The following is a 26,207-nucleotide window of genomic DNA, read 5'->3' on the forward strand; positions in this document are numbered from 1 at the left end:
TTTAAATTTTGTAAAATGTCACGCCTATATAAATTAGGATGCAAACTATCTAAAAAGAATGTAAAATAATTTCCGGAGGAATAATTTCCCCGGAATACGTGACCGCGCTGCAATTTAGGCTAACTAAAGTCACAAGCGTCTTCTACAGGTATACATGCTTCTGTAGTTAGAGTAGAAATTATTCTGGAGGATATTATTTTACATCCTCCGTTATCCGATATGCAAAAGCCTAAATTATATAGCCTTTGTAAGCCTTTAAAAAGCATTGGTTTAATTCATTTAATATTGCCCCTATGTCACGGGATTTTATGAATTCCCATCCAAGCCAGTTAAATGAAGCTTCTTCAGGTATTTTATTATCAACCTCGGGATGCAGAGAAGGGAAGAAGGCACCGGCGCAAATTTTAGCCGCTGCCGTGCCTGTGAAAAAGGACCATGCATTTTTTAGCTGCTCCATTTTTGAAGCCTTTACCAGCATGGAAACAGGACTTATAATAGCACCGTCCCAAGGCCATATCACCTTGACATTGCCCTTGTTTTTAATAGTTTTAGTAAAAAAATAAGGCATTACGCTGATAGCCGGAGCATTTACATTTCCGCTTCCCGCCATTTTAGCCATCTGTGCAGGGTGCCAGCCTGCCTTTACAGACCTCCCCAGTTTTTCAACCCCTTCCAATCCATAATCCTTAAAAATTGTGAGCAGAGTAGTCTCACAAAAAAATTCCTTCTGTCCCCGTATTACAACCTTTTTTTCATACTGAGGGTGCAAAAGATCACCCCAGCTTTTAGGCAGTGGCAGATCCCCCATCTGATCTAAATCCGCGACCATTACCAGAAGGTTCATGCAAATCATTGTATAATTGCCTCCCGGGTCCTTAACCCCCGCTCTCTTAAGCATCTCCCCCGGCATATACTCCGCAGCGTCGGCAAAATATCCCTTGTCTATAAACTTTTCAACAAAGCCTTTGTAAAAAAAGCTGTTAATTCCCGGTGAAATAACAATATCAGGCACATCGTCAATATCCTCAAACTGCTCTACATAGGTATAATAGGAAAGCTGGTTATTTGCATTGCCCTCAATAAGATATTCAAGCTCTCCCTGACGGTACGAGGAACAAATAAATGACGAAAACTCCTCCTGCAAAGGAATCTTCAAAGGACAGGGAAGCAGCGCCAGCAAGTTGGGAGCCTTTTGCCCCGGCTTTAAGTCATGCACCGCCGACATATTCAGCCCCCTTGTCTCAGAAAGCTTTTCCTCTATAAGCTGCAAAAACAGGTCAATATTAATCCCTCTTGCCTTTAAAGCCGTTTTAAGCTTGAGAAAGGGCCCCAGACGGCTAATCAAATCACTATCGGCAAAATCCTCAAAGCCATTGCTTATAAATACCTGTATGGCCTCGGGATATTCCCTCAGTATGCGGTCTATAAACATATCCTGCTTTATATTCAATACCTTATCCTCCTTGTTTGTCACTTTACGCCGGCAAAATATCCCTGTACATCAAAATCCACCGTTCCTCCCGACCTAAGTATATTTCTTAAGTTCAGCATTTTGGCATCAATTTTATGGAGTATGTCCATATTCGCTTTTTCAGCTTCACCCGTTTCAATAATTTTGTGAATTCCCCCGTTTTTAATAACTATTCTCCTGTGTCCCATAAGCGCAAGAATAGGGTCGTGAGTGGACATCAGTATAATCTTCTCCTTTTTTACCAGCAGCTCCAACGCCTTTTTTCTATCCACTCCGGCGTTTTCAATCTCGTCAATCAATACCACAGGAGATGCACTGAGCAGCGCCGTGTCGGCAATCATCAAGGCTCTGGACTGCCCTCCGCTGAGCTGGGTTATCGGAACACAGGAAGCAAACCTTTCCCCCGCAAGCTCATTTGCACAATCCACAATTGCTTTTACACTGTCTTCTATATTCTCAATCATACGGCTCTCGGCGTGCATTGTGACAAATTCCTCAACCGTCAGATCCATTACAAAATTCATATTCTGGGACAACTGGGCAACCAGCTTATATTCTATAGAAAACCGCTTATCTGCCGCGGGTGCCTCTCCGTTGACCAGCACCTGCCTCCCGGTAGGAGTGTCCCTCTGTGCCAGACATTCTATATCGGCCAGCAGCCTGCTCTTACCTGAGCCTGTGGGCCCGACTATACAGAGAATATCCCCAGGCCTTACGGTAAGGCTTATATTCTCCTCATTCCCTGACTTATCATGCCCTCCTAAAATAGCTATCTCCTTAACCCTGCTCTCAGGCTTTAGCCTAAGCTGCTCCATTTTATCCATAAACGCCGTAAAGTGCCCAATAAGCTGCTCCCTGTCCATGCCTCTGTCTTCAAGCCACTCCTCCGTAAGAGTCCCGGCTATGCTCCCCATAGAAAGCTCGGAATCAAAATCCTTAAGTCCGACGGACAGTAAAAAATCCTCTATGTAAGGGTAATCCTGCATAAGCTTGCTTATAGGCACCCATATCATTTCCGTTATCATGCTTTCACTTCCCCGAAATCCATCTTTTTTACATTCCCGGTCTGGTAATCCTCCCCTATTTTTGTCTCGCCCAGACAATACGAGCACAAAGCCGCGGGCATTGAAAATCTAAGGCGTTTGCCGTCAAGGGAATCCACCCAAGCGGCGTTGCGGAAGCTGACACTTAAATCATAGGCTCCTTGACCCGTAATTCCATTGATAAACAAAACAGAGGCTCTGGGATTTGCCTGCTTAACGCGGAAGGAAAACACCTCGCGCTCTGCCTGAGAAACAATATCCCCCTTTGTTATAACCACCACATCCGCAAGCTTCAGCATGGGACCGATTTTTTTAGGAGTATGAACACCCGAAAGGCAGTCAATTACACACACAGCAGTTATGTCCTTTATGTGCGGAGAGCAGCGGTTGCAAAGCCCCGCGCTTTCGCTTACAAGTATGTCCATTCCCTCCCTGACTCCCCACCGCATACAATCGTCAATATTGCTTATAAAAAAGTGGTCGGGGCATAAATTCCCTGAAAGCCCCACCATTACGGGAATGCCCATCTTTTCATACAGTAAATTGTCATAGGTGGAAAGACAATCAAATTTAACTATTCCGATTTTAAGAGCTTCAGCCTTCAGGTATTCAATTGTCTTTAATATTACCGAGGTCTTCCCCGAAGAGGGAGGCCCCGAAACAGTTATCAGCCGCACCGTATACCCCTCCAATCCTATTAATTTATTTTAAACCAAGCAAAATTTTACACATATTATATCATTTATTTCATCAATCAGGCCACCTAATCGTAGGGAACACCCCCCGTGGTGTTCCGCCCCCTGTTGCATTCCGCCTCCCGTGGCATTCCCTCCCCCTGCCGCATTACCCCCCCACCCAGTGCTCCGCAAAGATTTTTTTCACATGCTCCTTTAAGGTATCCATGCTATTGCTTTTTATATAATCCCATCCAAGCCACTGGAAGGCTGCATTTTCAGGCAGTCTGTTATCCGCCTCGGAATTTAACACCGGGAAAAACGAGTTAGCTGATTTCTGTCCAAGCTCCTCACCCATAACAAAATCGGTAATTATCTGAAGATCAGCACCTCTGTCCTCCTTCACCAAAAGGTAAAACGGGCTGATGAGCGCTCCGTCCTCGGGCCATACGATTGAAACTACGTCGGTTCTTGGGCATGATCTGGCAAAGAACCACGGCATAACATAGACGGCCGCGCCTTCCGTAGAAGATGTCCCCGCCACCTTTGCCATTTTGGCCGCATGCCATGCATCCCTAACATTTCGTGCAAGCAGCTCAACACCCTTATCCCCGTGCTTTTTGTATAAATACAAAAGCAGCACCTCCGATATGTCGTCTGCAGAGCCTCCTATTATAATGTTATTTCTGTATACCGGCTTAAGAAGGTCATCCCATTTGCATGGCATAGGCAAGTTCCCAAGCTTTTTTTTGTCAACCATTATTATATATGGGAAAACAGAATAAATGGTGTAGCAGCCATCGGGGTCCTCAAGCCCCATTCCCGCAAAGTCGGCATTAATCTCCTTCCTCTCCGGTGCCTTAAAACAGCCTTTATCTATAAACCTATCTACAAATTCCTTTCTGAAGAAATCTCCAAAGCCGATGGAGGCTATTGCACCGGGCAGATCGTCTATGCTCTGCGATTTCCATATTTCCTCGTATGCATCATCTCCTCCGCACCCCGACGGAACATAGCAGTCAAAGCCTCTGCCTGTTTCCCTTCGGTATTTGTCCAGCACAGCGTCAAAGCATTCCCTGAAGGTATGCTTTAACGGGCAAACGGTATATCCTAAAAAATCCAGCCTTCTAATCCGTCCTTCCTCTGCACATGAATCAAAAACTCCCTCATTCCCGGCAATTTTTTCTTCAAGCATTTGTATAAACAGCTCCATATTTAAGCGGCGCGCCTTTAAAACCGATGAAAGCCTCCAGTCTCCTCCCAGAAATTCTATCAGAGCCTTCGGTGAATCAGCTGCAAATCCGTTTACATTAAACACCTCTAAGGTCTCAGGATATTGGGCCAATATTTCTCCAATCTTTGTCTCAGAATTAATTTTCACCGTACAATCCCCCCCACAGCCCTGTCACTTTTGAATAAAGATCCATAGCCCTTTTTCATCGTCGGTAATTTCATACCTGCTTATTCCCAATTCACTAAGAATCTCTGCGAACCTTTGCACAGTGTGTCCCTCTGTAAACTTCTTTCTTGAATTGGGCCACTCGGGATCTCTCAGCTTCATTTTTTTATCCACCTGACGTTTCAGCTCTGCGTTTGCGAAGCCTCCCCCGATATAAGCTACGCCGCCGTCAGCCAAAATCCTGTATATTTCCTCAAACGCCTTCTTCTGATCCTCCCAGAACCATAAAGAGCCTCTGCTTATAGCGAGATTTACAGAGCCGCTTTCCACAGGTATACAGTGGACATCCCCCTGCAAGGTATCAGCATTCTCCTCTAAGCCCCATTCCTTTATCCTGCTTCGGGCAATTTCCATTGCCTCCTCATTCATATCAAGCAGAGTTATATGCATATCGGTAATTTTCGCAAGGCAAAGCCCCAAATGCCCTCCGCCGCTTCCCAAATCCATACACCTGCCACTGCTTATTCCTGTCCTCTCTTTTATTTGCTCAGCAATTGCAGGGTAGATAGGAAAAAATACTCCATTTGCAATCTCATCAAACTCATATGCCTTTCCCACGCTTCACTCACCCCTATACCTTTTATCTATTTAATCGTGAAAATTTAACAACGATGCCACTACTCGGAAGAGGAACACCACAAGGGGTGTTCCCTACCATTTTTTAATTTATTAAGGGAATACAAGCCTTTACAAGCTCGCCGCGGCTATTTTTCGCACTGGTAATTTTTACTTCAATTCCATAGGCCGATCTTAAATTTTCTTCAGTTACAACCTCATCCACACCTCCCACAATGAACGCGGAGCTCTTCTGCATAAGCGCCACCTTCCCCGAACAGAGAAATGCGTGGTTTGGAAAATGCGATGTCATAATAACCCCAATTCCTCTTCGGGCTAAAAGATTAATCTGCTCAAGAACTCGGATCTGGTTTCCGAAATCCAGATTTGAGGTAGGCTCATCCATAACAAGTATTTCGGGCTGCTGTGCAAGTGCCCGTGCAATAAGCACCATCTGCCGTTCTCCTCCGCTTATCTCTGTGTATATGCGATCACTTAAGAAGGAAACTCCAAGAGTTTGGAGAGCCTCCTCAGCAATAGCCGTATCACATGCCGACGGAGATGCAAACGCCCCCAAGTGAGCCGTTCTTCCCATAGTAACTACATCCAGCACTTTAAAGGGAAATGGAGGAGTATGTGCCTGAGGAACATAGCCTATTGCCTTTGCAAGCTTCTTTTTAGTCCAATTGAATATATTGTGCCCGTCCAGTAAAATTTCTCCTCTCTGAAGCCTTAGAAACCCCAAAATGGTTTTAAAAAGAGTGGTCTTTCCAACACCGTTAGGGCCCAGAAGGCACAAAATTTCTCCCGAATGCACCTCCATGCTTATATTCTCTGCCACTATCCTGCTGCCATATCCGCAGGCAGCATCTCTAAGCTCCATTTTCATACCCAGCCCCTCTTTCCTTTCACTAAAAGATAAATAAAAAACGGTGCGCCAAGAAGTGACGTCAAAATTCCCAGCGGAATCTCCATAGCAAAAACACTTCTGGCCACATCATCCACCACAACTAAAAAGGTGCTTCCAATAAGCATGGATGCCGGAAGCAGCACCCTGTAATCGGGGCCTGTGACCAGTCTTGCCATATGAGGCACAATAAGCCCAATCCACCCAATCATTCCGCTGACCGACACAGCAGCAGCGGTTAAAAGCGTTGAACAAATGATTATAATAAATCGGAGCCTCCTCGTATCAATCCCCATTGCCTTGGCCTCCTCCTCCCCAAACGACAGAACATTCAGCTTCCATCGCAGCATAAGCAATGGAGTAATGCCGATGCAAATAGGTATAAGCAGGATGAGCGCATCCTTGGAAGTTATAGATGACAGCCCTCCCATAAGCCAGAAGGTAATCGCCGGAAGCTTGCTATAGGGATCAGCCACATACTTAGTCATGGATGTAAATGAAGAGAAGAGGGTTGAGACAACCATTCCTGTCAGAATCAGAGTCAGAACCGCATTGCTCCCCCTCCCCATTACCGTGCTGATAACAAAGGTAAGCATGACTGCACCAAGCCCGAAAGCAAATGCGGTAAGCTGAATGCCCGCAATATTAAACGACATAAGTATTGCAACCGCGGCTCCAAATCCCGCTCCCGCAGAAGCCCCAAGAATATCCGGGGATACCATGGGGTTTTTAAACAGTCCCTGGTATGCCGCACCCGCCGCCGATAGCGCCGCTCCAACCAGCATAGCTGCAAAAATCCTGGGTATACGCACCTTAAACAGTACGGTTTCCAGCGTCTCGGGCCATGTGGCCGGAAGGCCAAGCAATTTGCCCGCCAATATATCTATAAGCGGTAGGGGAGATATTACATATCTCCCCATAACAGTTGACAGTATAAATGCGGCAACGGGAAGCAGACCCAGAACGATCATGAGAATTTTCTTATTCTTTTTTTTCTTTTCATATAAGCCGTGTATATCACTTATAACACCTTCACTCAGCTTAACCTCATTTGCAATTTGCATTCCCACATAAATCCCCCCTATTTCGCCCGAGCTCTTTGCAATAATTCACTCACCTCAGAATCACTTAGGCTTTTGTTATAAAACAATGAATAAAATTCCTTTACCTCCTTTTCAATATCCAGAGGCACATATTCGGGATATATCAGTCCGGCCAGCCATTTTACCCCCAAAACCCTGCTGACAGAGGGTGGACGGTCAAACCAGTTAAAAGGATATGCGGGAACCTCATAAATCTTTTTATCCTTTACTGCCTTTATTTGCGCCCATGACGGGTCATTAAACACCTCTGAATAGAAGCCTCCCTGTGAAAGATCTCCCTCCTTGTCAACACTGACAAGAATAATGTCAGGGTTCCATGACAGCACCTGCTCCATTGATACGTTAGACATTCCCGTCCCCTTCTGCGCCAGTATGTCCGCAACATTTATACCTCTCACGAAATCCAGAACCTCGGTATGAAACGAGCCTGAAGGGTCTGTCTGCAATCCCTTCGGCCCTTCCGCATAATATACGCGCCTCATTTTATCCTCGGGAATTTTATCTATCATTGCCTTCGTTTCCGCAATGGCTTGCTTGCAATAGCTTCCAAGCTCTTTGGCTCTTTCCTGCTCGCCTATATATTCTCCAAGCAGCTCATAAGCCTTATCCATGCCCGTAAGAGGTCCATCCAGCATAACCACCGGTATCCCGGTCTGATCCTGGATTGCGTTTGCCGCGGATACCTGTGTGTCATCCACATTTCCCATTGAAAGTATAAAATCGGGCTTTAAACGGATTATCTCCTCCACATTGGCAGCGCCCTTCTTGCCTGACCAGGCTCCTAAGGCAGGTATATCATGGTACTTCTTGTCTATGTATTTCTTTTCCCCCGGCACCAGTGCAAAATTCCACCCCGCCAGCTTTTCCGGAGCCAGAGTGTACATTGTAACAGTCCCGATAGCGCTTGAGGAATACACCTTATTAACCTCTGAAGGAATTATAACCTTTCTTCCCGCCATATCGGTAATTTCACGTGTCTTTGGCAGTGAGCCGGATGCCTCCCCCTGCGTTGCCGCCGCCTTCGCCTCCTGTGAGCTTGCCGGCATATTGCTCTGCTTGCCGGAAGAGCAAGCGGAAAGAATACTTATGCAGATAATCATAAAAACAGCAAGCATCTTTCCTGTGTATATATAAGAGGTATACTTTTTAAATGACATAACAATACTCCTTTCACAAATGTTTTATTGTATAAGAAAAATTTTTGACGGACTCAATTCAATATTCCATGGGAGAGGGCGGTCTTTAATATCCTCCCACCTATCTCTGGAGATTTCCCAGTGAACGGGCTTTATAGAGTCTCCCTTTTGCTGCTCTCCAAGCTTTATATATACTGTAACCGAATGAGGTCCCTCCACAATTTTAACAGGGCGGCATTGAAAAACATTTGCATCCTCCCGCTTCTCTCGTGCCTCTGTTATATGCCTCGCCCTTATTCCCACGTACGATATGCCATGCGAAACAGGCTTATTTACCTTGAGCCTGCATCCCCAATCAACAGCCTCTATTATTCCCTCCCCTGCGTAACGGGCTCGGGATATATTTTTGCAGCCCGTCACCCGTGCCGCTGCAAGAGTGGGAGGATTGCGGAAAATTCCGTCCTTGTCGCCTGCGGCGGCAATTGAACCCTCCGACATGATAACAAGCCTGTTGCATATCCTGTAGGCTTCATCCATGTTGTGAGATACAAACAACGTCACGCCTTTGTACTCCGAAAGTGTTTCCAGAAGCTGCGCTTCCATCTGGCTTCTCAAATGATTGTCAAGAGCAGAAAAGGGTTCATCCAAAAGAAGCATCTCGGGCTCAATTGCAAGCGCTCTTGCGAGTGCTACTCTTTGCTGCTGTCCCCCCGACAGTTGGGAAGGGTATCTCTTATCAAGACCCTCTAAGTGCATTCTGCCTATCATGTCATCCACCAGCCTGTCTCTTTGCCTCTGGGATACTCCCTCCAGTGCAAAGCCTATGTTTTGCCGCACTGTCATATGGGGAAACAGTGCATAGTTCTGGAACAGAAAACCTACCCTCCTCTTTCTTGCAGGCAAATAAATTCCTTTTTCAGAGTCATATAAAACCTTACCGTTCAAAACTATTTTGCCATGATCGGGCTTTTCCAGCCCTGCAACGCACCTTAAGGTCATGCTTTTTCCCGAGCCGGAGGCTCCAAGCAGTCCAAGCACCTCCCCTGAAACCGAAAGCTTTGTTTTTAGATGAAATCCATTAAGTTTTTTTTCTATATCAACCATCAGTTCCATAAAAGTCCTCCATTTTTGAGCTTGACTGCCTCACTACTGCCTTACGTTTTAATTTCCCTCCGCACTGCTCATAGAGGATAAAAACCGTCTTTGATATTCCGTCCAATAATTCATCAAAAGAATAACAGCCAAAGATATTACTGCTATGAGTATTACCCATATAAGGGCTTTATCCATATCTCCGCCCTCTGCCGCAAAGAAGATTGCAACGGGAATTGTCTGCGTCCTTCCCGGAATATTTCCCGCGATCATAAGCGTGGCCCCAAACTCACCCAACGAGCGGGCAAAGCTCAGCACTGTAGCCGCCGCAATGCCCGGCCAGGCCAGAGGAAGGATAATCTTCCAAAAAATTTTCCATTCCGATACTCCGAGCGTCCTTGCAGCATTCACCACGTTATAATCAATTTGCTCAAATGCACCCCGCGAGGTCTTATACATGAGGGGAAAGGCAACCACCGTTGCAGCTATAACCGTTGCGGGCCAGGTAAATATAATTGTAGTTCCCAGCTCAAAGAGCAGCTTGCCTATAGGGCCATATCTCCCGAAAATCAGCAGCAGAAAAAATCCAACCACTGTAGGGGGCAAAACCAGAGGAAGATTAAACAAGGCATCAATAAAACCCTTAAGCTTTCCTCTATATGCCGACATCCAACGGGCAGCGGCAATCCCGACAAAAAATGTTATAAATGTAGCTGAAAAAGCAGTTTTTAACGAAATCCACAGAGGGGACATGTCCATCAAGGCTATTCCTCCTTAAGCAGTAAATCCAAACTTCTCAAACACTGCCTTTGCTTTATCTCCCGAGAGAAACTCAAGAAATTCCTTAGCGGCATCGGCATTCTTTGTGGCTTTAACCACACCCACCGGATACACTACAGGCCTGTGAGAATTTTCAGGCGCATAGGCAGCAATGCTTACCTTTTCAGACACCTTAGCGTCCGTTTCATATACAACGCCCACATCGGCATTTCCCGTTTCAACCCATGTAAGCACTTCCTTTACGTCCTTTGCGTATACCGACTTAGGCTCTACCTTATCCTTAATCTCAAGAAAGCTGATAATTTCTTCAGCGTACTGCCCTACAGGCACGCTCTTAGGCTCTCCCAACGCTATTTTCTTAACCTTGTCGTTTGCAATCCCATTAAAGTCCTTAACTAAGCCGGCACCCTTTTCCTCAACAAGCACCACCTTGTTCCGCAGCAAATCCTTTATGGTTTCATCAATCATAAGCTCCTTTTCCTTCAAAGCATTCATCTGCTTTACAGCGGCGGACATAAACACATCCACGGGGGCACCCTGCTCTATCTGCTGCTGGAGTGAGCCGGCTGGCCCAAAGTTATAGGTTATTTCAACATTTGACTTTTCTTGGGAATAAAGCTGCTTTATTTTCTCCATAGCATCCTTTAAGCTTGCCGCCGCCGATATTGTGATTGAAACCTGCTGTACCTGATCTTGAACTGCCGCGGCAGTTTTGACTCCTGATGAGGCGGCACCTCCTGCCAGCTGAGACGAGCTACCCGGCTTAGTACATTCAAAGGATACTAAAAGTGCCGCACAAACTATTGTAATTAAAATAATTTTTCTTAAATTTCTCATACAAAAACTCCTCCTAATTTTTATGCTGCCGTTATTTTATTTTTGCTGAAAATAAAATAAACAAAACCACCTGAAAGAATATGTGCACAGAGCATATTCGGTAACGCATAGGTTCTGCCTGCACACCTGGCAGGGCAAAACCGAACGTGGCGTTTTGTTTTAGTAGAATTCATATCGTTTTGTTGTGTGTTGTTACTTTATAAGTATACTGGTAAATATATAAAAAATCAAGCCTTTTGAAGTAAATAATATTTCTTCCTGCATTTTTGTTTGTTTTATCTTTGTTTTTGTCATTTCATGTCTTTGGCCATCTATTTTCAAGCACAATAATGAATGGTGCTATTTTTTATCTTGCATATAGCAGTATATATTTGATATATTAAATAGAAGAAGCTTATTGCTTCCACTGAAAGGGGATATGCTTATGGAAGAAAACACTTCACTCACCCCGCAGGAAGTTGCCGATATATTAAAAATCGCTAAAAACACCGTTTATGAGCTTATTAAACGTGGGGAGCTAAACGGCTACAGAGTTGGGAAAAAGGTAAGAGTAGATTTAAGCGATGTTGAGGAGTATAAAAATCAGACTAAGACAAAAAAGCCCCAAAACAAAGCACCTCAGGAAGTGCCTGCCGCTTCTGCTTCCAGAACCAATCCACTGTACTATGAAGAATTCCCTATGGAAAGGGGCTTTGTAATTTGCGGCCAGGACGTGCTTTTAGACATTCTCTCCCGCTACCTTGAGCAGCACCCCGGAGGCGTAAGAGCTCTGCGTTCCTATGTAGGCAGCTATAACGGGCTTTATGCCCTTTACCGCGGAGATGTGCAGGTTGCTACGGCGCATATATGGGACGGAGATACCGGCGGGTATAACATACCCTATGTAAGAAGGATGCTTCCCGGTACCCCGTGTACAATAATACATTTGACCAGCCGTATGCAGGGCTTTTATGTGGCAAAGGGAAATCCTAAGGGAATCAGCGGCTGGGAGGATCTTAAAAGACCCGGCATCACCCTTATAAACAGGGAAAGGGGGAGCGGAACCAGAATTTTGCTGGATGAGCATTTGCGTTTGCTGGGCATACCGGGAAAAAGCATAAAGGGATATTCAAGAGAATGTCTGTCTCATCTTGCGGTTGCAAGCTCAGTTGCCCGCGGAGGTGCCGATATCGCTATGGGAAATGAAAAAGCGGGTTTGCAGGTACAGGGTATAGATTTTATTCCTCTGCAAAAGGAGCGTTATGAGCTGGTTATAAAAAAGGAGGATATGGACAAGCCACCTTTTGAAGCTATTATAGAAATTCTTCGTTCACATGAATTTAAAATGGAGCTTTCAGGAATAGGAGGCTATGATCTCTCTGAAACAGGAAATATTGTAGCTGAGACATAGCCCTTTAAAAAAAGTGCCCTGCCAAAAGGATTTAACACCTTAAGGCCAGGGCATTTTTTCACAGAGCGTTATTTCATTCCAGTTGTTAAAAGCTGTTATGACTCCAAGCTCTTATTTAAATCCTTCATGAGATCATCCACATTGATACCGTGAGCCATGGCGCCCTGTTCAATGTTCTCAAACCTCGCCGCCATGCACCCAAAGCAGTGCATACCGTAATTCATTAAAATCTCAACGGTTTGGGGATATTTCTCCACAATATCTGTAATTGACATATCCTTTGTTATCACGATCTTCACCTTCCCTTTTGCATATTGATATTTTGTTTGTACTTATCCTATTATGATATCCATTTATATACTAATAATCAAGTACGAACTTCAAAGTATAATATTACCCTAAAAATATATCTCTGAAACAAAAAGCTTTCTGAATCCTGAATTTAACTTTTACATTACAGCAACCAATACCAGTGAAATTCCAGACATCATAATAAAAATGGGAGAGTGAAACTTATCTGTATCCTTCCTATAGCCTATATAGCTTGGTATAAGTCTCATGCTTAAACCAAGTAATACCGTCATAAACCCTGCGCTCAGTAAAAAATAATTTAATCCTTTTGCGAGAATAGTAACAAATAATATAGGCACTAAATATAAAATAATCGTCAACGCCCTTAATTTGATTTGATTTGCCATATAAAAAAACTCCTCATTTAAAATCTGAAATACCCAACTTCCGCCACATATAATTATATTCCATATATTAGTAAATGTAAAGATTATATACAGTATTTTCAACAATCGTCTGCCGCTTAATTCTCATTTTAAATACCGCAATATTGTCTTCCAGCCCTCGTATATCCTCTCATATGAATAATGCTTCCTGTTGGCGGGGCTTGTAGAAGGCAGGTAAATGCTTTCCATCCCCACAGCAGTCCTACAGTATCTTTTATACAGGCTTGTCGCCTTATTGCCCGCCGTAAATACCGCCTTTATTTGGGCAGTATGAAATATAGGGGAAAAATCATTCGGTACAGGATTTTTTATTGTGCTGTCCAAAGACCCTTCAATTTCACAGCTTTTTAACACATCCCATACTGCAATCCCCCTTCGCATAAGCATATCCGTCTTTTCCTCCACCGTCCGAGGAAAAGCTTCCTCCAAAATCTCAGACAGTACCCGCCAGAAAAGGTTGTGAGGGTTCATATAATAAAAATTAGCCTCTCGGGATTTTACTGAAGGCATAGTGCCGAGAATCAATATTTTTGAGCCTTCTCCGTATATTGGCGGGAGGTTATGATTAACCGTGCCGGGACTGTTCTTTCCCATAACCGTACCTCTTTAAAATAAAAGCATAATAAAATTCCTGCAAGCAATTATATCCTCTATGTTTGTAAAATCTTTATCGCGTCCTTATATAGTATGCTTAATTTGTTACGCAAATAAACCTGTACTCATTTCCGCACCATTGTATAAACCTTTCAAAATCACTGTATTTCATAATCAGCGTTGAGGTATTAATATTGGGATGAAAGCATACCTTGCTGCAGCAGGGCAAATCTTCATCAATCAAAACAGTTACCACTCTGTCTCTATCATTCACTATCCCTAAAGGGCTTACCGACCCCGGAGTTACTCCCAAAAGACTCTTAAGCTCCTCCTCACTTCCAAAAACCAGGCTTCTGGCCTTGACCTGCTTGCGGATAGTATTTGAGTGAGCCTTCTTATCCTCCAGCATAACAACCAGATAATGCTTATCAGCCTTTTTATCATATAAAAACAGATTTTTACACCCATCCGCCTCAAAGCTTCCGAATGCCTTTGCCTCAGATACCGTGAAAACCGGAGGGTGCTCCACTCTTTCATACTCTATTTTCAGATCCTCCAGCACTTTTAAAATTAACTTATCCGGCATACTCCCGCTCCTCTTTTTCCAGCCAAAGTTTAATTAATTAAGGCTGTTCTTCCTTTCTGCATCCATTAAACTCCTCCTGTAAATGCATATAAAAAGCCTTAAATAATTAATATTGTATCATAATAGAATTTATTATCCGATGAAAATCGAATTAGAAACCGATCTTTTATAGGTAATAAAAAATTTTAGCATCTTTGTTCTCTCATAATTAAAAGTTCCAGATAATCAATCAATGCCTTTTTTCCGTCATTACTAAGAGTGAGAATGTCATTGAGAAGCTCTCCGGCTGTAATCTCTTTATTATTAAGAATTATAGGGCTATTCAAAACATCTAATCTGGATCTGAATTTCACTCTTCCCAACATATAGTCTACTGAAACATCGAAATAATCGGCAAGCTTAATAAGGCTCTCAATTTCAGGATTATGAACTCCCGTTTCATAATTAGAAACCGTGCCTATAGATACCCCTAAAAGCCGTGCGATATCCTTTTGCAAGAGCCCTCTGTCTTTTCGTAATTCAGCCATCATTTCCGGTAACTTCAAAAAAACCACACTCCTCTAAAGACTCAATTATAATTTTAGTAAATTTTAGATTATCTAAAACATATTCATACGTATTCCATAATAATTATATTATTTTTATTGATATTTTATTATTTCTAATATTATAATATTTAAAGAAGTAATTAATTTTATTATTTCTAAACTTCATAATTTCCATTTTTACATTATCTTGGGATAATATGAATTTGAAAGGACTGAATTATGTTAGGAATGGATTTTTATCAATGGCTTCACGATGATCCGGAACAGGCCACAATCGCACTTCTGATTATAATATGCATTATTGCAACAGGATTTATTCTGACGAAGTATGCAAAGTACAGGCAAAGGCGCAAGCATCGTCAGGAGGAATTATTCAAACAAAAATATAATATAAAATAGCTGCTGACAAATACTTTTTAAATTACACAGCCATAAAGCAAAAAGTTTCGGGATTAATCCCGAAACTTTTTGCTTTGCTTACACCTCGTTTTCCATAAATTCATCTCCATGGTCTTGCCTTTCCGAGCCAGCCGTTTTGCTGCCAATGGCCTTTATCAGCCACATTCCAGTTATTTGACTTTTGTACCCTTCGCATGATTCCGAATAATAAACGGGTCTTAATACCGGTCTTAACCTTGCCGAGCTGCCCCTTCACCTTTTGCGAAACCACCTCCGCTCTCTTTATTATTTTTTCCCTGATTTTCTCCGGCACATTCTCCCAGACAGATGCATTACAGCTAAAATGTACACGGTGGATCTTTGGAACGCCCCACCAGCTCAACTGCCTTGCAATGGATTTTGTAACACTCTTATGCCCTGCACCGGCAGATGTGGAAACTACAATACCTATTTTTGTAAACATCTCTTTTCTCGGTCGATGAATCATCCACATATAGGCAAAGTGGTCAAACAGCGTTTTAAGCTGTCCCGTCATCTCAAAACAATATGTGGGAGAATCAATAATAAGCACCTGCGAGCGGAGAATTGATTCCTCAATTCGACTTACCTTATCGTGCTGTGCGCATTTTCCCTCTCCTTTTAGAATACATTGGCTGCATCCTGTACAAAATGCTGGGGTGTCTTTTGGCATAAAATATTCGTGGATAACAGTATCACTTCCGCAAATTCTTTCTTTTATTATTGCAGAGGCATGATAAGTGCTGCCTTTATGCCCCTGGCCATGAATGATTGTAACTTCCATTATACTCTCCTTCTTAAAACAGTGGTGTTGGCGGTTCCATCTCAAGCATATTAAAAGTTATGTCCTTCCGTATCTCATTATAACAAAAGCAGATTAGATCGGGCAATAATGGCAGTCCCTCCGGGGCTTATAAAAAGCCTGATTGACACCTTCTGCAAACAGAAATATAATATAAATAGCTTAATAGAAAAGGGGTATTATTTATGCGTATAATGAAGTCGGTTCTTTATGCATAGCAAAGGCTATTGCATTAAAGAAAAATAAAATGAAATAGTCTTTGCTCAATCCTGAATTTATCATAGGAGGGAGCATAATGGGCTATAAGAGTGCCATTGATATATTGCCTGAGAACTTATTGGATGCAGTACAGAAATACATTGACGGAGAATATCTGTATATCCCGCGTAAGGAGTGCAATAAAAAATCGTGGGGGGAGCTTAAAAAGAGTAAAGAGTATTTTTCCGCCAGAAACTTTGAAATATTGGAGAAGCATCAGGCAGGAATGTCGGCAAAGGATCTGTCTGAGAAATATTATTTATCCGTCAAAACTATTTATAAAATTGTTGCTTCTGCTAAGTCAGACTAATAATTTGAGCACTGTGAGGTTTCTTCACGGTGCTTTTTCATTTCTGAAGCATGGTGTAGAATTTCTCACTGAAAATATCTGCTATAATTAATAATATACAGCCTTTCCGCCATGCTTAAAGGATAAGCGGCAATATGGGATTTTTTAAAGCTGCTTCAAGGGAGGATAAAATGAATTATGTAAATTTGAAAAACTATGGGCTAAGTGAACAGTTTGAGCAGGAGGCTGCCCTGTACAAAGGACTGTATCTTTCAAGGGTTTCCGAACAGCGAAGTGAATTGTATAAAGTAATTTGTGAGCAGGGAGAGCTTCATGCGAGCGTTTCCGGCAAGCTGCTTTATTCCGCAGGCGGTGCTGTGGATTTCCCGGCTGTGGGCGATTGGGTAATGATAGACAGAATGGAGGGGAATGCCGGAAACGCTGTTATAAGCCATATACTCAAACGAAAAAGTGTTTTTACAAGGAAATCAGCAGGTACATCTAATGCCCTTCAGATTGTAGCTGCAAATATTGATATAGTATTTATCTGCATGTCATTAAATGCGGATTTTAATTTGCGGCGGCTCGAGAGGTATTTGTCTATTGCATGGGACAGCATGGCGTTACCTGTTATTGTTCTGACAAAATCGGATTTATGTGATAATTTACAGCAAAAGCTTGTTGAAATTGCAGCAGTAAGTGTCGGAACAGATGTAATTGTATGCTCCGGCATAGAAGCAACAGGTATTGAAAGCACCCGGGCCTATATTACCGAGGGTAAAACAATTGCCTTTATAGGTTCTTCGGGAGTGGGAAAATCCACTCTTATTAACCGGTTAATGGACAAAGATTTTCTTGCTGCAAAGGAAATCCGCAAGAATGACGATAAAGGCAGGCACACTACAACACACCGCCAGCTTGTTCTTTTGCCGTGCGGGGGCATAGTGATCGATACGCCGGGTATGAGGGAGCTGCAGCTTTGTGCAGGTAATCTCCAAAAGGCATTTGAGGATATTGAGGAGCTGTCTTTAAAATGCAAATATAAAGATTGTACTCATTTGACAGAGCCGGGCTGTGCTATCAGGAAAGCTATTGAAGCAGGGCAGCTTTCTGAAAACCGCTTCGGGAACTATTTGAAGCTTCAAAGGGAAATAGCATATGAAGGCTTAAGCTCCCGCCAGTTAGAGCAGGAAAAAATCAACAGAATGTTCGGAAGCAAGCAGGAAATGAAGAGAACCATGCGACATGTAAAAGAAAAAAGAGAAAGGGGGAGGCCTTGAGCCGGATCCGGCCTGCTCTAATTTCTTTCCTTCAATATCTTTTCAACAAATCCTATATCAGCCGGCATAAAGTCGTACTCTCCTATTTCTTCTACTGTTACCCATTCTACAGCATTATGCACGTTTCGTTGCAATTCTCCACCAATAATCTCTGCATTATATAAGGTAAAGTAAATTTCATTGTTATTAAAATGGTAAATACTCTTAGTGAAAATCCCCAGCACCCTAATGTCAAGTTCAAGTTCCTCACGAATCTCCCTTATTATACACTCTTCCAGAGTCTCACCATTTTCTCTCTTGCCGCCGGGGAACTCCCACAGCATGGCGCATTCGTCATCTGCAGCACGCTGGCATATAAGAATTTTGTCTCCATCACGGATTATTGCAGCCGTGACTTCCTTCATAAAAGCTGCTTTAGAGTCAGTTATTTCAACAGCTTCAGGCATATTTTTGCTGTCATTTAGTTTTTCATTATATGGTTTTTCAGCCATCATTTTTATCCTTCCATGCCGGCAGCTTTGCCATCATTCCTATGGCGGCTTTCCGTGCGGCCTCTTTATCCAACCCTTGTGTTTTAATTATAAACCCTGTCATCCCGTTCAGCTTTTCATCATAGGACTGCATTGTGCCGTCAGGCCTTGTGCAGTATTTGCAATAATCCTTACTCTCATCTCCCATAGCAAAATCTTCTTTTGTTTTCATTGGCATTCCACATGCAACACATGTCTTCATATTTCTTAACCCCTTTCTATTTTGAAATTAGTTTTATATAGTGTTCAACTAATTGTTTGCCTAGTTTTTTCATAACCGAACCTTGGGGTGCAAATAAATCACTGTTGATTAAATAATGATTTACCAGACCTATCCATGTATTGAAAAGAAGAGCAACAGGCATTGAACGTATTTTGCCTGCTTTTATCTCCCGCTCAGCAATCTCACTGATATGAAATGAAATAGCAGACTGTATCATAATCAATGAATTCCGTGAGCTTTCATTCAGCAGCCTGCCTTCTGAAATCAATCGGGTATAAAACCCCTCATACTCACTTATTCCTTTTACATGGGCCTCAAGCACTTCCTTGATCCCGCAATTCTCACTTACAAGCTCATGAAGCCGATTGGTAATCCGCATACCAAACTCTTCAATTACTACATTCAAGAGAATTTCGCGTGTAGGAAAATGTGCAAATACAGTGCCGTGGGATACCCCCGCAGAACTTGCTATATCCGAAGTACGCGCAACCGTTAATCCATCCTTGGCAAATTGGTTTAGTGCCACATCAACAATAAGCTGTTTTGTATTCTCCTTCTGTTGCTGTCTTTGTGACTTTATCATTGCATTGACTCCTAACTCACTGAGTATGTACTCATTATATTATATATATAGCTTTGTGTCAATAGAACTTATCAATAATAAAATACATTTATAACTTTAAATCCACTTTCTTTGCAAGCCAATCCTCTTTTATAATAGAATATTGTTTAACATCCCAGAACTTTCCCTTTGCAAACATCCTTTGACGCAAAACACCTTCAAACTTCATTCCAGATTTTTGCATAACCTTACCTGAGGCTTCGTTTTCAACTGCATGAACAGCTTCTATCCTGTTTAACCCCATATCTTTAAATCCAAAAGATATTAGACGTGTAACTGCTTCAGTCATAATACCTTTACCCCAATATTCCTTTGACAGAACATATCCAATTAAACCGCAAGAATTTTGCAGGTCAAGCTGAACAAAACCCATAGCACCGATTATTTTGCTATTGTCTTTAAGCATAATTCCCCATTCCCCGGCTTCATCATTTTTATAACGTCCAAGAGTCCAATTAATAAAGCCCTTGGCATCTTCAACGGACTTATGTGCTTCCCAAGTCACATACTTCGCTACTTCCGGATGTTTCGCATAATCAAAAACATCGTTTGTATCTGTAATCTCAAGTTTTCTTAATATTAATCTTTCTGTTTCCAATTTTGGATTATCTAAATATTTAAGCCTAACTGAATCCATAACAAAACCTCCTTGAAAATAATAAAAACCCGTAGAATCACATTTTCTGTGACTCCGCGGGTTTATATCCACGTGTAAGGCTCTATAGCCCCTATGCAGCTCAAGCAGTATTGCTCTTATGCATACTCAACTTGATAGATATTTTTTCATAACATTACTAATTTGTCAATAGATTTTTGCAAGAATTCCTTCATTTGAAAATGGCAAAAACAAAAGAAGTCAAACCACGAGGGTTCAAGTCCCTTTACTAATAATTTATTTGAGAAGTTAGGCAAAAAAAGATGCCGCTTCCATTTAATGCATTATGATGTACTATTATATGTTTATCCTGCTTTTACAATTATGAATCCAAATCTATGTCTAAAATTTTGCACTATTATGAACTTCCTTGCCTATCTCCGGCCGATTCGCCAAACAGCACTTTCATAAAGTCACGTCTTCCGTACAGTACACGGTCAACATACACCGAATTTCCTTCAATGTGATAAAATGCCGTGTAATGTCCACATACCAAAAACCGGTATTGAGTTTCAATATCCACAATTGAAGATAATGATGCTCCCATTCCGGGAAAATCGGATAACTTTCGAATACTTGCTGTAATATTTGTAACAACATTCAGCGCAGCTGTTTCATTTAAAAGCTCTTCGGTTATATAAGTTTTAATCTCATGCAAATCGTTCTTTGCTTCAGGCGATAGATACAATTTAGTCATTGCTTATCTCCAGTGAGACCTCGACCTCATCCAGCGACAACCATCCTTTTTCTTTTCCTGATTTTTCACCTTTTGCAATATCATTCATTAATTTTATGGTAGCTTGCATCTTTTCATAATCAGCAATGTCCACAAGCGCATAACGCCCGCGACCGTTCTTGGTTAAAAAAACAGGCTCACCAATAGCAATATCACGCAAAACCTCATTATAGTTTCGTAAATCTGATACAGGTTTAATATTCGGCATCAACAACATCTCCTTTCTTGCTGTTATTATTATACCTAAATTATTCGTAAAATACAACAGCATAGTTAAATTTTTAAATTTACTGTTTTGCCATATAAATAAAAAAAGCCATTGCAGAATTAATATTTCGGCAGGAAAATCATTTCAAGAAATGTATCCCGGTATTGCTATGAAATGGTACTGTAAACGCCCGGGATTATCCCTATTATGCTTTCTTTACTTTTCAATCAGGTGGCCCTTCTTAAGGATATACCCAGTATCTGGCTATATTTTTATTAAACCTTTAAGCTATACATTTCCCACTACTAGGGCATGTTTGGGACTTTCACCCTTAAAATTGTGCCCATTCTGGGCACACCATGACAAAAGCCGCTATTTAAGCGGCTTTCATTGAGAAGTTAGGTAATAAAAGATGCCAATAATTCTTTCAAATTATACTAGCAACTTACTGCTACGCAGGACATGCAATACGTCCAAAATTTCTCAGAAACGAACCTTTTTCAATAGCTTTATATGCTTTCCACCAGTTTTCACTTATCGTAAATTCCTTTGCATATTGGGGAGTGTTATCAAACCATGTCCATGTTATACCCCAAACATTATTCTCAGGTATTGTATCAATAAGATAATCCAGCTCAGTTTCTACTATATCTTCATTTTCTTTATAAAACATGCTTTCAGGAGCTGTTATATAATTTGACGGACGAACACCATAAACAGCCCACCTAGATACATCGCGTTCTATGGACTTATACACTAAATCTTTTACTGTGGCATGTAAATAATCATAATCAATTTCAGCTTTGTATTCTTCGGTTTTTATGACATCCAAAAGAACGCAATAACCGTTTATTCCCAGATCTCCAAAATTGCTTTGAATTTTCAGTTTTTCACATATGTACTTAGCAATTGATAAGGCTTTATTATATAATTCAGAGTTATGGTCACAGTTTTTCAAAATAAAAGCTGCTAATTCTGCGGTTATCCCGATACTTTCCGTTTTGTTTGCTTCAATATTATATGTCCACCATGGAGCATGCGGATATTCATTATTTGACGGTATGCTGAAAAGCCAACCATATTCAGCTAAATGTACACCGCTTTCTAAAAATCTCAGAATGCCTTGATAAATTGGGTGGCTTAATTCATTAAAACCTATGAGTCTTAAAATGTTAATAGCATATAACGTAGTATATGGCGTTGAATCAGGATTCCAATTATCTGCTTCAAGCGAATGCCCAAAGCCACCATCTTCATTTTGATAAAAAGTGAGTATTGAAATTACGTTGTCTTTACTTCCATTTTCAAAGCTATACTGCCATAATGCTAACTCAAGGGGTCTGGCGTTTCTATACATCCATGTTCTTATATGCTGATATGATTCAGAACTTAATATCTTCATTTATCAACCCTCCTCCAGTTTACTATTATAATTAAGTCTTCACTTCCCGTATTGTAAAAAAGCGACATCAGTTACTTTTCAGAGCATATTCCTTTGCCTGAGTGGGAGTCATGGTGTGATAACTTTTGAAATCGTTAAGTAGGTGAGCCTGATCGCAATAGCCATATTTGAAAACCGCATCCTGAACATTAAAATATTTGCGGCAAACAATATCCTGCCAAAGATACTGGTATCGGAGCAAGTTCGTAAACTGTTTAGGTGAGGTACCAATCACTTGCTTAAACAGTCGTTCCAACTGCCTTGGCGAAACAGAAGCGTATTCGGTTAGTTCTTTTATACTGACATTTCCTCTTGATATCAACATTTTATATATCGAATTCATAACATTATGATTTTCCCGATTTTTATTAATGCGCTGAAGCAGATATTTTTCGGTAATTTCAATTCGCTCTGCAATAGTATTTCTGTTTAAAAGCGCTGACTCCAATTTATACTTAAAGTCTTTAAAATAGTATCCCGTATCAAAAAATGAATTTAAGACAGACTTCATATCCTCATCGGCAAAAAGAATAACCGCCCAGGCATAAAAACGAATCGCAAAGGTACAGACTTCAACAGATATATTTTTTGAGGACGATATAAAGCTTATATCCTGAATACCGCAAAAAGAATTACCGATTTGGTTGTTCGTGAAATCCACCTCCCAAATAATATCCATGCATGTATCGGGAATCACAACTCCGTTTTGAATTTCATTTGGGGCCACAGTCTTTATATTTTTACTTGTTCCCCAAAAACAGCAAATATATGGTGCAAGCGTTTCACATGGAGGAATTTCAATATAGGTTTCTCCACAGGAAAACGGTGTTGCCGTTATCGGACGATATAGCTTATACAATTCTTTAACCATGTGTCACCTCCAGATGAAAAGAAAAATCTGCCTGCCACGAGGTAATACTTATTTGGCTGACTGTTTTGCGTCTTCCTTTATAGCTTCTCTGATTAACACATCCATAAAAATACAAATCCGTTCTATAAATAAGCAATGATCTGGAAGTTGGTTCTTCCGTACAACATAATAGTACCTCATAGTACCTCTGTATTTTAACACGCAAATGCAAAAAAGCCAACTGCAACAGCAATTGACTTCTTTTGACAAAATATTTTGGTGGAGGCGAGGGGAAAAAATATGCCCCCTATTGGTTTCTTGTTATGCCTAATATTGTGTTCAACTGCTTCTAAGTTCCATAGTATCAAATGAAAAAAGTGAACAAGATTTGTTACAGACATCAATTACATTATCGCATTTTTCCAAAAGCGATGATATTGAGATATATTTAAAGAAATAATCGCACTCTCCTGATTTCACTGGAGGTATTATTTCCTGAATATCATTGTCGGAAATTGATAGTAGGTCAATCCCACTATCAGTAAATTTTTGTGATTCTACATTCTTTATACTCTTTTCCGGAAGTGCAACATAAGAAGTAATCCGAGAAATTCAGATATCTTTGTGCTTGTATAAGCCCACTTCTCCAGTCTTTAATCTTTGCTTCAATAGAAATATTAATGCCCAGAGATTTTTTATCGAACCGTTTCTTTACCGAATTCGTAAGATGCACTAATCAAATTTTAAGACTTCATTCTCTAAACTTCCTCAAAAACCTCCTTGCTTATATACAAATGATTTAAGAACTTTTCTAATTGTATCGCTGCCCTTTTCATCATGTTTGCCTCCTGTGCATTATATCCTCATGCTTGAGGATTCCGTCAAAATGGCAAGCCTATACATAGCGCTCAATCCGGCATTGCTCATGCACTTCTTTTCCAAGAAGCGTAATCGCCTTTTGAGAGCATTGGCCACAGTGGGTGCAGGCGGTGCTGATTCTAAGCCGGTCGGAATAATGCAGTGTTTTGCCTTAAAACCAAAGCCTCTGCCCGAATAATCCGGCAATACGATGAAAGAGTCCCAAGCCCTCTGCCGGATACTTGCCAACCTTGATAACAGCGGCAATGGTTTCAATCTTTTTATCCTGCCAAAGTCCGGCATAGTTTTTGATGAAATCTCGAACCATAACCGGCGCATTAGAAAGCTGAACCGGGTATCCCAGCACAATTATTTCGTTCTCTTTAATAGCCGCAACCGCTCTGTCATCCTCTATCGGAATGGTCTTAGCTTGTTCATCAAGAAGATGAACAAGTCTTTCTATGCAACACTTGGTGTTGCCTGTGCCGCTTAAATGAATCCCAACCATCTATTTAACCCCGTTTCCTAAATTTTTGACCATAATCTTTCCGGTTGCGTCTTTGCCGGTGACTAGTATCACATATTCATCCGTTTCAGAAACGGCAACGGTGAATATGCCGGATTCCAAATCGTTTCCTGTATAGGGTTCGCTGCCGTTTTTGCCGCTGATCATTAGGGCGATTTCTCCGTCTCCACGGGCAACTTCAATTTGTAACACATCATCCCTGTTCAAAGACAACTCGTACTTGTTTTTTGCGCTCCATTCCTTAAATTCCATTGTAAATCCTGTCCCATTCGGGTTCTCAAGGATCACAATGCTGCCTTTTGTCGGGGTGCAAGCCGTGAGCGCTATAATAATGGCAATTACCAGTGGCAGAAAAATAACCGGATTCATATTCTGAACACACCTCATTCCTGCGTTTTGTTTTCTAAAAAGCATGATAATACCTCCTTCGCAAATTTAGCCCGTTCATTGATCCACGGGCTATGTCCGGAATGCTCAAACCACACAATTCCCTTGTCAGGCGCATTAAGCACTCGCTCGTATTCCTCAACCAGCACCGTAGGTGCGTTGATATCGTACCGCCCCAAGAAGAAGTAGACGGGGACATTCAGCTTGGTGTAATCCGTCCTCATGTCGATGTCATAAAGTTGCTGGTACACATGACCGAACGTATTGATAACGCCACGGGCGTAGTTGATTTTATCGAGTAGCCCATATTCGGAAGAACCGATGTCCCGAAAGGTGTTGTAGCCGGGATTCTGGATACCGGGATTGCTCGCCATATATGCACTGAGGTAATTGATGTACGCCGCGCTTCTCCATGTGACATCCTTGCCATAATAGGGCGGCTCACCGTTTGCCGTGAGCTGTTCTATGAGAGCGGTGTCGCCGTTATTTTTAGCGATTTCCATTGCCTTCGCGTAATCCATACGTTCGGTTTCGGCAAAGTCAATCATCTGTCCCGTGCCGATTATAGCATGGTAAGATTGCGGGGATTTGTCCACCAAGAAAATCCCCAGCGCGCTGCCCCACGATTCGCCCACCAGATAAATCTTCTCCTGCGAAAAGCGTTCCTTCAGGTATTCCGTTAGGGCGTGGCCGTCCTGAACGTAGGTGTCAACGGTGATGTTCTGCGTCTTTTCTGCGTAGTAGGATTTGCCGGAGCCAGGCTGATCCCAGTTGACCACGACAAAGTGCTTTTCAAGCTCTACCAGCTCATGACGTACCGCCGCCATCTGCGTACCGCCAGGGCCGCCCGCCAAAAAGAGCAGCACAGGCTTGCTTTTGTCCCAACCTCTCAGGCTGATCCACTGCTTCCTGCCGTTCAGCTCAAGCTCTGTCAGTTCCGCAATGCTGTTTGCGGGTGTGTTTCCGTTTTCGTTAACAATACGGGGCGTGGAAGCGGTAAACTGTGAAAGGGTGACTAGCCCTATGTTTAAAATAACTGCTACGGCTAAGAATATGGCCGTCTTTTTCAAGCGGATAATTTGCTTTGGGTTCGTCTTTTTCCTTATGTGTGCAATAGCACGATATGCCGACAGGATCACAACTCCTACGAAAGCAATGACCGATAAAATAATTAAAATGAAAAATGCAATTGTTTGAATCATGTAAAAACCTC

The 26,207-nt window shown here is 41.9% G+C and carries 32 protein-coding genes; 4 read left to right on the forward strand and 28 right to left on the reverse strand.

The genetic code is table 11. The features are described from left to right. Window positions 1-229 precede the first annotated feature (229 nt). From DFR58_RS01360 to modA, 11 genes are all read right to left on the reverse strand, one after another. The gene (locus tag DFR58_RS01360) at window positions 230-1,450 is read right to left on the reverse strand and encodes an ABC transporter substrate-binding protein (protein ID WP_242987349.1); all 1,221 of its coding nucleotides are present in this window, start codon (window positions 1,448-1,450) and stop codon (window positions 230-232) included. A 20-nt stretch (window positions 1,451-1,470) separates the two neighbouring features. After that, window positions 1,471-2,496, reverse strand: coding sequence for an ATP-binding cassette domain-containing protein (locus tag DFR58_RS01365; RefSeq protein WP_114296008.1), 1,026 nt, complete (start codon window positions 2,494-2,496; stop codon window positions 1,471-1,473). Then, window positions 2,493-3,191, reverse strand: a complete 699-nt coding sequence (locus DFR58_RS01370; protein ID WP_114296009.1) for a GTP-binding protein — start codon at window positions 3,189-3,191, stop codon at window positions 2,493-2,495. The genes DFR58_RS01365 and DFR58_RS01370 overlap by 4 nt, the downstream gene beginning before the upstream one ends. Before the next feature lie 166 nt (window positions 3,192-3,357). Beyond that, on the reverse strand, window positions 3,358-4,569 hold the full coding sequence (locus tag DFR58_RS01375; RefSeq protein WP_114296010.1) for an ABC transporter substrate-binding protein: 1,212 nt from the start codon (window positions 4,567-4,569) through the stop codon (window positions 3,358-3,360). Between the two features lie 24 nt (window positions 4,570-4,593). Next, a complete protein-coding gene (locus DFR58_RS01380; protein WP_114296011.1) occupies window positions 4,594-5,205 on the reverse strand; it encodes a class I SAM-dependent methyltransferase in 612 nt (203 codons plus the stop codon). Between the two features lie 103 nt (window positions 5,206-5,308). After that, window positions 5,309-6,091 carry an ABC transporter ATP-binding protein gene (locus DFR58_RS01385; protein ID WP_114296012.1) on the reverse strand — a complete coding sequence of 261 codons (783 nt, stop codon included), beginning with the start codon at window positions 6,089-6,091 and terminating at the stop codon, window positions 5,309-5,311. Next, the gene (locus DFR58_RS01390; RefSeq protein WP_114296060.1) at window positions 6,088-7,173 is read right to left on the reverse strand and encodes a FecCD family ABC transporter permease; all 1,086 of its coding nucleotides are present in this window, start codon (window positions 7,171-7,173) and stop codon (window positions 6,088-6,090) included. Before DFR58_RS01390 ends, DFR58_RS01385 begins: the two co-directional genes overlap by 4 nt. Window positions 7,174-7,190: 17 nt before the next feature. Next, window positions 7,191-8,369, reverse strand: a complete 1,179-nt coding sequence (locus DFR58_RS01395) for an ABC transporter substrate-binding protein (RefSeq protein ID WP_207659089.1) — start codon at window positions 8,367-8,369, stop codon at window positions 7,191-7,193. A gap of 24 nt (window positions 8,370-8,393) precedes the next feature. Next, window positions 8,394-9,461 carry a sulfate/molybdate ABC transporter ATP-binding protein gene (locus DFR58_RS01400; protein ID WP_114296013.1) on the reverse strand — a complete coding sequence of 356 codons (1,068 nt, stop codon included), beginning with the start codon at window positions 9,459-9,461 and terminating at the stop codon, window positions 8,394-8,396. 48 nt (window positions 9,462-9,509) lie between these two features. Continuing rightward, window positions 9,510-10,199, reverse strand: coding sequence for a molybdate ABC transporter permease subunit (gene modB, locus DFR58_RS01405; protein WP_114296014.1), 690 nt, complete (start codon window positions 10,197-10,199; stop codon window positions 9,510-9,512). 15 nt (window positions 10,200-10,214) lie between these two features. After that, on the reverse strand, window positions 10,215-11,057 hold the full coding sequence (modA, locus tag DFR58_RS01410) for a molybdate ABC transporter substrate-binding protein (RefSeq protein ID WP_114296015.1): 843 nt from the start codon (window positions 11,055-11,057) through the stop codon (window positions 10,215-10,217). Between the two features lie 424 nt (window positions 11,058-11,481). Between modA and DFR58_RS01415 the strand changes: the two genes are divergently transcribed. After that, window positions 11,482-12,447 carry a helix-turn-helix transcriptional regulator gene (locus DFR58_RS01415; RefSeq protein ID WP_114296016.1) on the forward strand — a complete coding sequence of 322 codons (966 nt, stop codon included), beginning with the start codon at window positions 11,482-11,484 and terminating at the stop codon, window positions 12,445-12,447. A 95-nt stretch (window positions 12,448-12,542) separates the two neighbouring features. Here DFR58_RS01415 and DFR58_RS01420 read toward each other — a convergent pair whose 3' ends face one another. The 5 genes from DFR58_RS01420 to DFR58_RS01440 form a co-directional block, all read right to left on the reverse strand. Further along, window positions 12,543-12,737: a DUF1858 domain-containing protein gene (locus DFR58_RS01420; protein WP_114296017.1), complete on the reverse strand. Its 195-nt coding sequence runs from the start codon at window positions 12,735-12,737 to the stop codon at window positions 12,543-12,545. 159 nt (window positions 12,738-12,896) lie between these two features. Further along, window positions 12,897-13,145, reverse strand: a complete 249-nt coding sequence (locus tag DFR58_RS01425; RefSeq protein ID WP_147273131.1) for a hypothetical protein — start codon at window positions 13,143-13,145, stop codon at window positions 12,897-12,899. 123 nt (window positions 13,146-13,268) lie between these two features. Continuing rightward, window positions 13,269-13,778, reverse strand: coding sequence for a DNA-deoxyinosine glycosylase (locus tag DFR58_RS01430; RefSeq protein WP_114296019.1), 510 nt, complete (start codon window positions 13,776-13,778; stop codon window positions 13,269-13,271). Window positions 13,779-13,875: 97 nt separating this feature from the next. Further along, entirely contained in the window at window positions 13,876-14,364 is a 489-nt protein-coding gene (locus DFR58_RS01435; RefSeq protein ID WP_114296020.1) for a prolyl-tRNA synthetase associated domain-containing protein, read from the reverse strand. Between the two features lie 185 nt (window positions 14,365-14,549). Further along, entirely contained in the window at window positions 14,550-14,909 is a 360-nt protein-coding gene (locus tag DFR58_RS01440) for a helix-turn-helix domain-containing protein (protein WP_114296021.1), read from the reverse strand. A gap of 231 nt (window positions 14,910-15,140) precedes the next feature. Here DFR58_RS01440 and DFR58_RS21720 point away from each other — a divergent pair, with 231 nt between their 5' ends. Further along, the gene (locus DFR58_RS21720; protein WP_207659090.1) at window positions 15,141-15,311 is read left to right on the forward strand and encodes a hypothetical protein; all 171 of its coding nucleotides are present in this window, start codon (window positions 15,141-15,143) and stop codon (window positions 15,309-15,311) included. Window positions 15,312-15,411: 100 nt separating this feature from the next. Here DFR58_RS21720 and DFR58_RS01450 read toward each other — a convergent pair whose 3' ends face one another. Further along, window positions 15,412-16,113: a flavodoxin family protein gene (locus tag DFR58_RS01450; RefSeq protein ID WP_114296023.1), complete on the reverse strand. Its 702-nt coding sequence runs from the start codon at window positions 16,111-16,113 to the stop codon at window positions 15,412-15,414. A 313-nt stretch (window positions 16,114-16,426) separates the two neighbouring features. Between DFR58_RS01450 and DFR58_RS01455 the strand changes: the two genes are divergently transcribed. Beyond that, window positions 16,427-16,699: a CD3324 family protein gene (locus DFR58_RS01455; RefSeq protein ID WP_114296024.1), complete on the forward strand. Its 273-nt coding sequence runs from the start codon at window positions 16,427-16,429 to the stop codon at window positions 16,697-16,699. Between the two features lie 170 nt (window positions 16,700-16,869). Further along, window positions 16,870-17,958, forward strand: a complete 1,089-nt coding sequence (rsgA, locus tag DFR58_RS01460) for a ribosome small subunit-dependent GTPase A (RefSeq protein ID WP_114296062.1) — start codon at window positions 16,870-16,872, stop codon at window positions 17,956-17,958. Window positions 17,959-17,975: 17 nt separating this feature from the next. Here the strand turns inward: rsgA and DFR58_RS01465 are convergent, their stop codons facing one another. The 11 genes from DFR58_RS01465 to DFR58_RS01515 all read right to left on the reverse strand — a co-directional run bounded on the left by DFR58_RS01465 (window position 17,976) and on the right by DFR58_RS01515 (window position 26,196). Then, window positions 17,976-18,452 (reverse strand): (deoxy)nucleoside triphosphate pyrophosphohydrolase, encoded by a 477-nt coding sequence (locus DFR58_RS01465; RefSeq protein ID WP_242987350.1) that lies wholly within the window; start codon window positions 18,450-18,452, stop codon window positions 17,976-17,978. After that, window positions 18,442-18,690 carry a zinc ribbon domain-containing protein gene (locus DFR58_RS01470; protein WP_114296025.1) on the reverse strand — a complete coding sequence of 83 codons (249 nt, stop codon included), beginning with the start codon at window positions 18,688-18,690 and terminating at the stop codon, window positions 18,442-18,444. The genes DFR58_RS01465 and DFR58_RS01470 overlap by 11 nt, the downstream gene beginning before the upstream one ends. A gap of 16 nt (window positions 18,691-18,706) precedes the next feature. Continuing rightward, window positions 18,707-19,294, reverse strand: a complete 588-nt coding sequence (locus DFR58_RS01475) for a TetR/AcrR family transcriptional regulator (RefSeq protein ID WP_114296026.1) — start codon at window positions 19,292-19,294, stop codon at window positions 18,707-18,709. Between the two features lie 88 nt (window positions 19,295-19,382). Continuing rightward, window positions 19,383-19,970: a GNAT family N-acetyltransferase gene (locus DFR58_RS01480; protein WP_114296027.1), complete on the reverse strand. Its 588-nt coding sequence runs from the start codon at window positions 19,968-19,970 to the stop codon at window positions 19,383-19,385. A gap of 376 nt (window positions 19,971-20,346) precedes the next feature. Then, window positions 20,347-20,685: a type II toxin-antitoxin system RelE/ParE family toxin gene (locus DFR58_RS01485; protein WP_114296028.1), complete on the reverse strand. Its 339-nt coding sequence runs from the start codon at window positions 20,683-20,685 to the stop codon at window positions 20,347-20,349. Continuing rightward, entirely contained in the window at window positions 20,678-20,932 is a 255-nt protein-coding gene (locus tag DFR58_RS01490; protein ID WP_114296029.1) for a type II toxin-antitoxin system prevent-host-death family antitoxin, read from the reverse strand. The genes DFR58_RS01485 and DFR58_RS01490 overlap by 8 nt, the downstream gene beginning before the upstream one ends. 451 nt (window positions 20,933-21,383) lie before the next feature. After that, the gene (locus DFR58_RS01495; protein WP_114296030.1) at window positions 21,384-22,334 is read right to left on the reverse strand and encodes a hypothetical protein; all 951 of its coding nucleotides are present in this window, start codon (window positions 22,332-22,334) and stop codon (window positions 21,384-21,386) included. 67 nt (window positions 22,335-22,401) lie between these two features. Beyond that, complete coding sequence (locus DFR58_RS01500) at window positions 22,402-23,244, reverse strand: helix-turn-helix domain-containing protein (protein WP_114296031.1); 843 nt, start codon at window positions 23,242-23,244, stop codon at window positions 22,402-22,404. A gap of 1,009 nt (window positions 23,245-24,253) precedes the next feature. Then, window positions 24,254-24,589: a hypothetical protein gene (locus tag DFR58_RS01505; protein WP_341457375.1), complete on the reverse strand. Its 336-nt coding sequence runs from the start codon at window positions 24,587-24,589 to the stop codon at window positions 24,254-24,256. Then, window positions 24,590-25,021 carry a hypothetical protein gene (locus tag DFR58_RS01510; RefSeq protein WP_114296032.1) on the reverse strand — a complete coding sequence of 144 codons (432 nt, stop codon included), beginning with the start codon at window positions 25,019-25,021 and terminating at the stop codon, window positions 24,590-24,592. After that, the gene (locus tag DFR58_RS01515) at window positions 24,991-26,196 is read right to left on the reverse strand and encodes an alpha/beta fold hydrolase (protein WP_114296033.1); all 1,206 of its coding nucleotides are present in this window, start codon (window positions 26,194-26,196) and stop codon (window positions 24,991-24,993) included. Before DFR58_RS01515 ends, DFR58_RS01510 begins: the two co-directional genes overlap by 31 nt. Window positions 26,197-26,207: the final 11 nt, after the last annotated feature.

Source organism: Anaerobacterium chartisolvens (genome assembly GCF_003337415.1).
In the GTDB taxonomy this organism is placed as follows: Bacteria; Bacillota; Clostridia; order Acetivibrionales; family DSM-27016; genus Anaerobacterium; species Anaerobacterium chartisolvens.

Bases quoted from the DNA above. Each gene is read 5' to 3' on its own strand.
- DFR58_RS01505 (WP_341457375.1), bottom strand. From the start codon at position 24,589: ATGGTTGGGATTCATTTAAGCGGCACAGGCAACACCAAGTGTTGCATA.
- DFR58_RS01495 (WP_114296030.1), bottom strand. From the start codon at position 22,334: ATGAAGATATTAAGTTCTGAATCATATCAGCATATAAGAACATGGATG.
- DFR58_RS01385 (WP_114296012.1), bottom strand. From the start codon at position 6,091: ATGAAAATGGAGCTTAGAGATGCTGCCTGCGGATATGGCAGCAGGATA.
- DFR58_RS01425 (WP_147273131.1), bottom strand. From the start codon at position 13,145: ATGGCAAATCAAATCAAATTAAGGGCGTTGACGATTATTTTATATTTA.
- DFR58_RS01365 (WP_114296008.1), bottom strand. From the start codon at position 2,496: ATGATAACGGAAATGATATGGGTGCCTATAAGCAAGCTTATGCAGGAT.
- DFR58_RS01515 (WP_114296033.1), bottom strand. From the start codon at position 26,196: ATGATTCAAACAATTGCATTTTTCATTTTAATTATTTTATCGGTCATT.
- DFR58_RS01465 (WP_242987350.1), bottom strand. From the start codon at position 18,452: ATGATGGCTGAAAAACCATATAATGAAAAACTAAATGACAGCAAAAAT.
- DFR58_RS01430 (WP_114296019.1), bottom strand. From the start codon at position 13,778: ATGGGAAAGAACAGTCCCGGCACGGTTAATCATAACCTCCCGCCAATA.
- DFR58_RS01395 (WP_207659089.1), bottom strand. From the start codon at position 8,369: ATGTCATTTAAAAAGTATACCTCTTATATATACACAGGAAAGATGCTT.
- DFR58_RS01485 (WP_114296028.1), bottom strand. From the start codon at position 20,685: ATGACTAAATTGTATCTATCGCCTGAAGCAAAGAACGATTTGCATGAG.
- DFR58_RS01475 (WP_114296026.1), bottom strand. From the start codon at position 19,294: ATGATAAAGTCACAAAGACAGCAACAGAAGGAGAATACAAAACAGCTT.
- DFR58_RS01400 (WP_114296013.1), bottom strand. From the start codon at position 9,461: ATGGAACTGATGGTTGATATAGAAAAAAAACTTAATGGATTTCATCTA.
- DFR58_RS01450 (WP_114296023.1), bottom strand. From the start codon at position 16,113: ATGGAAGTTACAATCATTCATGGCCAGGGGCATAAAGGCAGCACTTAT.
- DFR58_RS01500 (WP_114296031.1), bottom strand. From the start codon at position 23,244: ATGGTTAAAGAATTGTATAAGCTATATCGTCCGATAACGGCAACACCG.
- DFR58_RS21720 (WP_207659090.1), top strand. From the start codon at position 15,141: ATGGATTTTTATCAATGGCTTCACGATGATCCGGAACAGGCCACAATC.
- DFR58_RS01490 (WP_114296029.1), bottom strand. From the start codon at position 20,932: ATGCCGAATATTAAACCTGTATCAGATTTACGAAACTATAATGAGGTT.
- modA (WP_114296015.1), bottom strand. From the start codon at position 11,057: ATGAGAAATTTAAGAAAAATTATTTTAATTACAATAGTTTGTGCGGCA.
- DFR58_RS01415 (WP_114296016.1), top strand. From the start codon at position 11,482: ATGGAAGAAAACACTTCACTCACCCCGCAGGAAGTTGCCGATATATTA.
- DFR58_RS01390 (WP_114296060.1), bottom strand. From the start codon at position 7,173: ATGCAAATTGCAAATGAGGTTAAGCTGAGTGAAGGTGTTATAAGTGAT.
- rsgA (WP_114296062.1), top strand. From the start codon at position 16,870: ATGAATTATGTAAATTTGAAAAACTATGGGCTAAGTGAACAGTTTGAG.
- DFR58_RS01470 (WP_114296025.1), bottom strand. From the start codon at position 18,690: ATGAAGACATGTGTTGCATGTGGAATGCCAATGAAAACAAAAGAAGAT.
- DFR58_RS01435 (WP_114296020.1), bottom strand. From the start codon at position 14,364: ATGCCGGATAAGTTAATTTTAAAAGTGCTGGAGGATCTGAAAATAGAG.
- DFR58_RS01480 (WP_114296027.1), bottom strand. From the start codon at position 19,970: ATGGATTCAGTTAGGCTTAAATATTTAGATAATCCAAAATTGGAAACA.
- DFR58_RS01510 (WP_114296032.1), bottom strand. From the start codon at position 25,021: ATGCTTTTTAGAAAACAAAACGCAGGAATGAGGTGTGTTCAGAATATG.
- DFR58_RS01455 (WP_114296024.1), top strand. From the start codon at position 16,427: ATGGGCTATAAGAGTGCCATTGATATATTGCCTGAGAACTTATTGGAT.
- modB (WP_114296014.1), bottom strand. From the start codon at position 10,199: ATGGACATGTCCCCTCTGTGGATTTCGTTAAAAACTGCTTTTTCAGCT.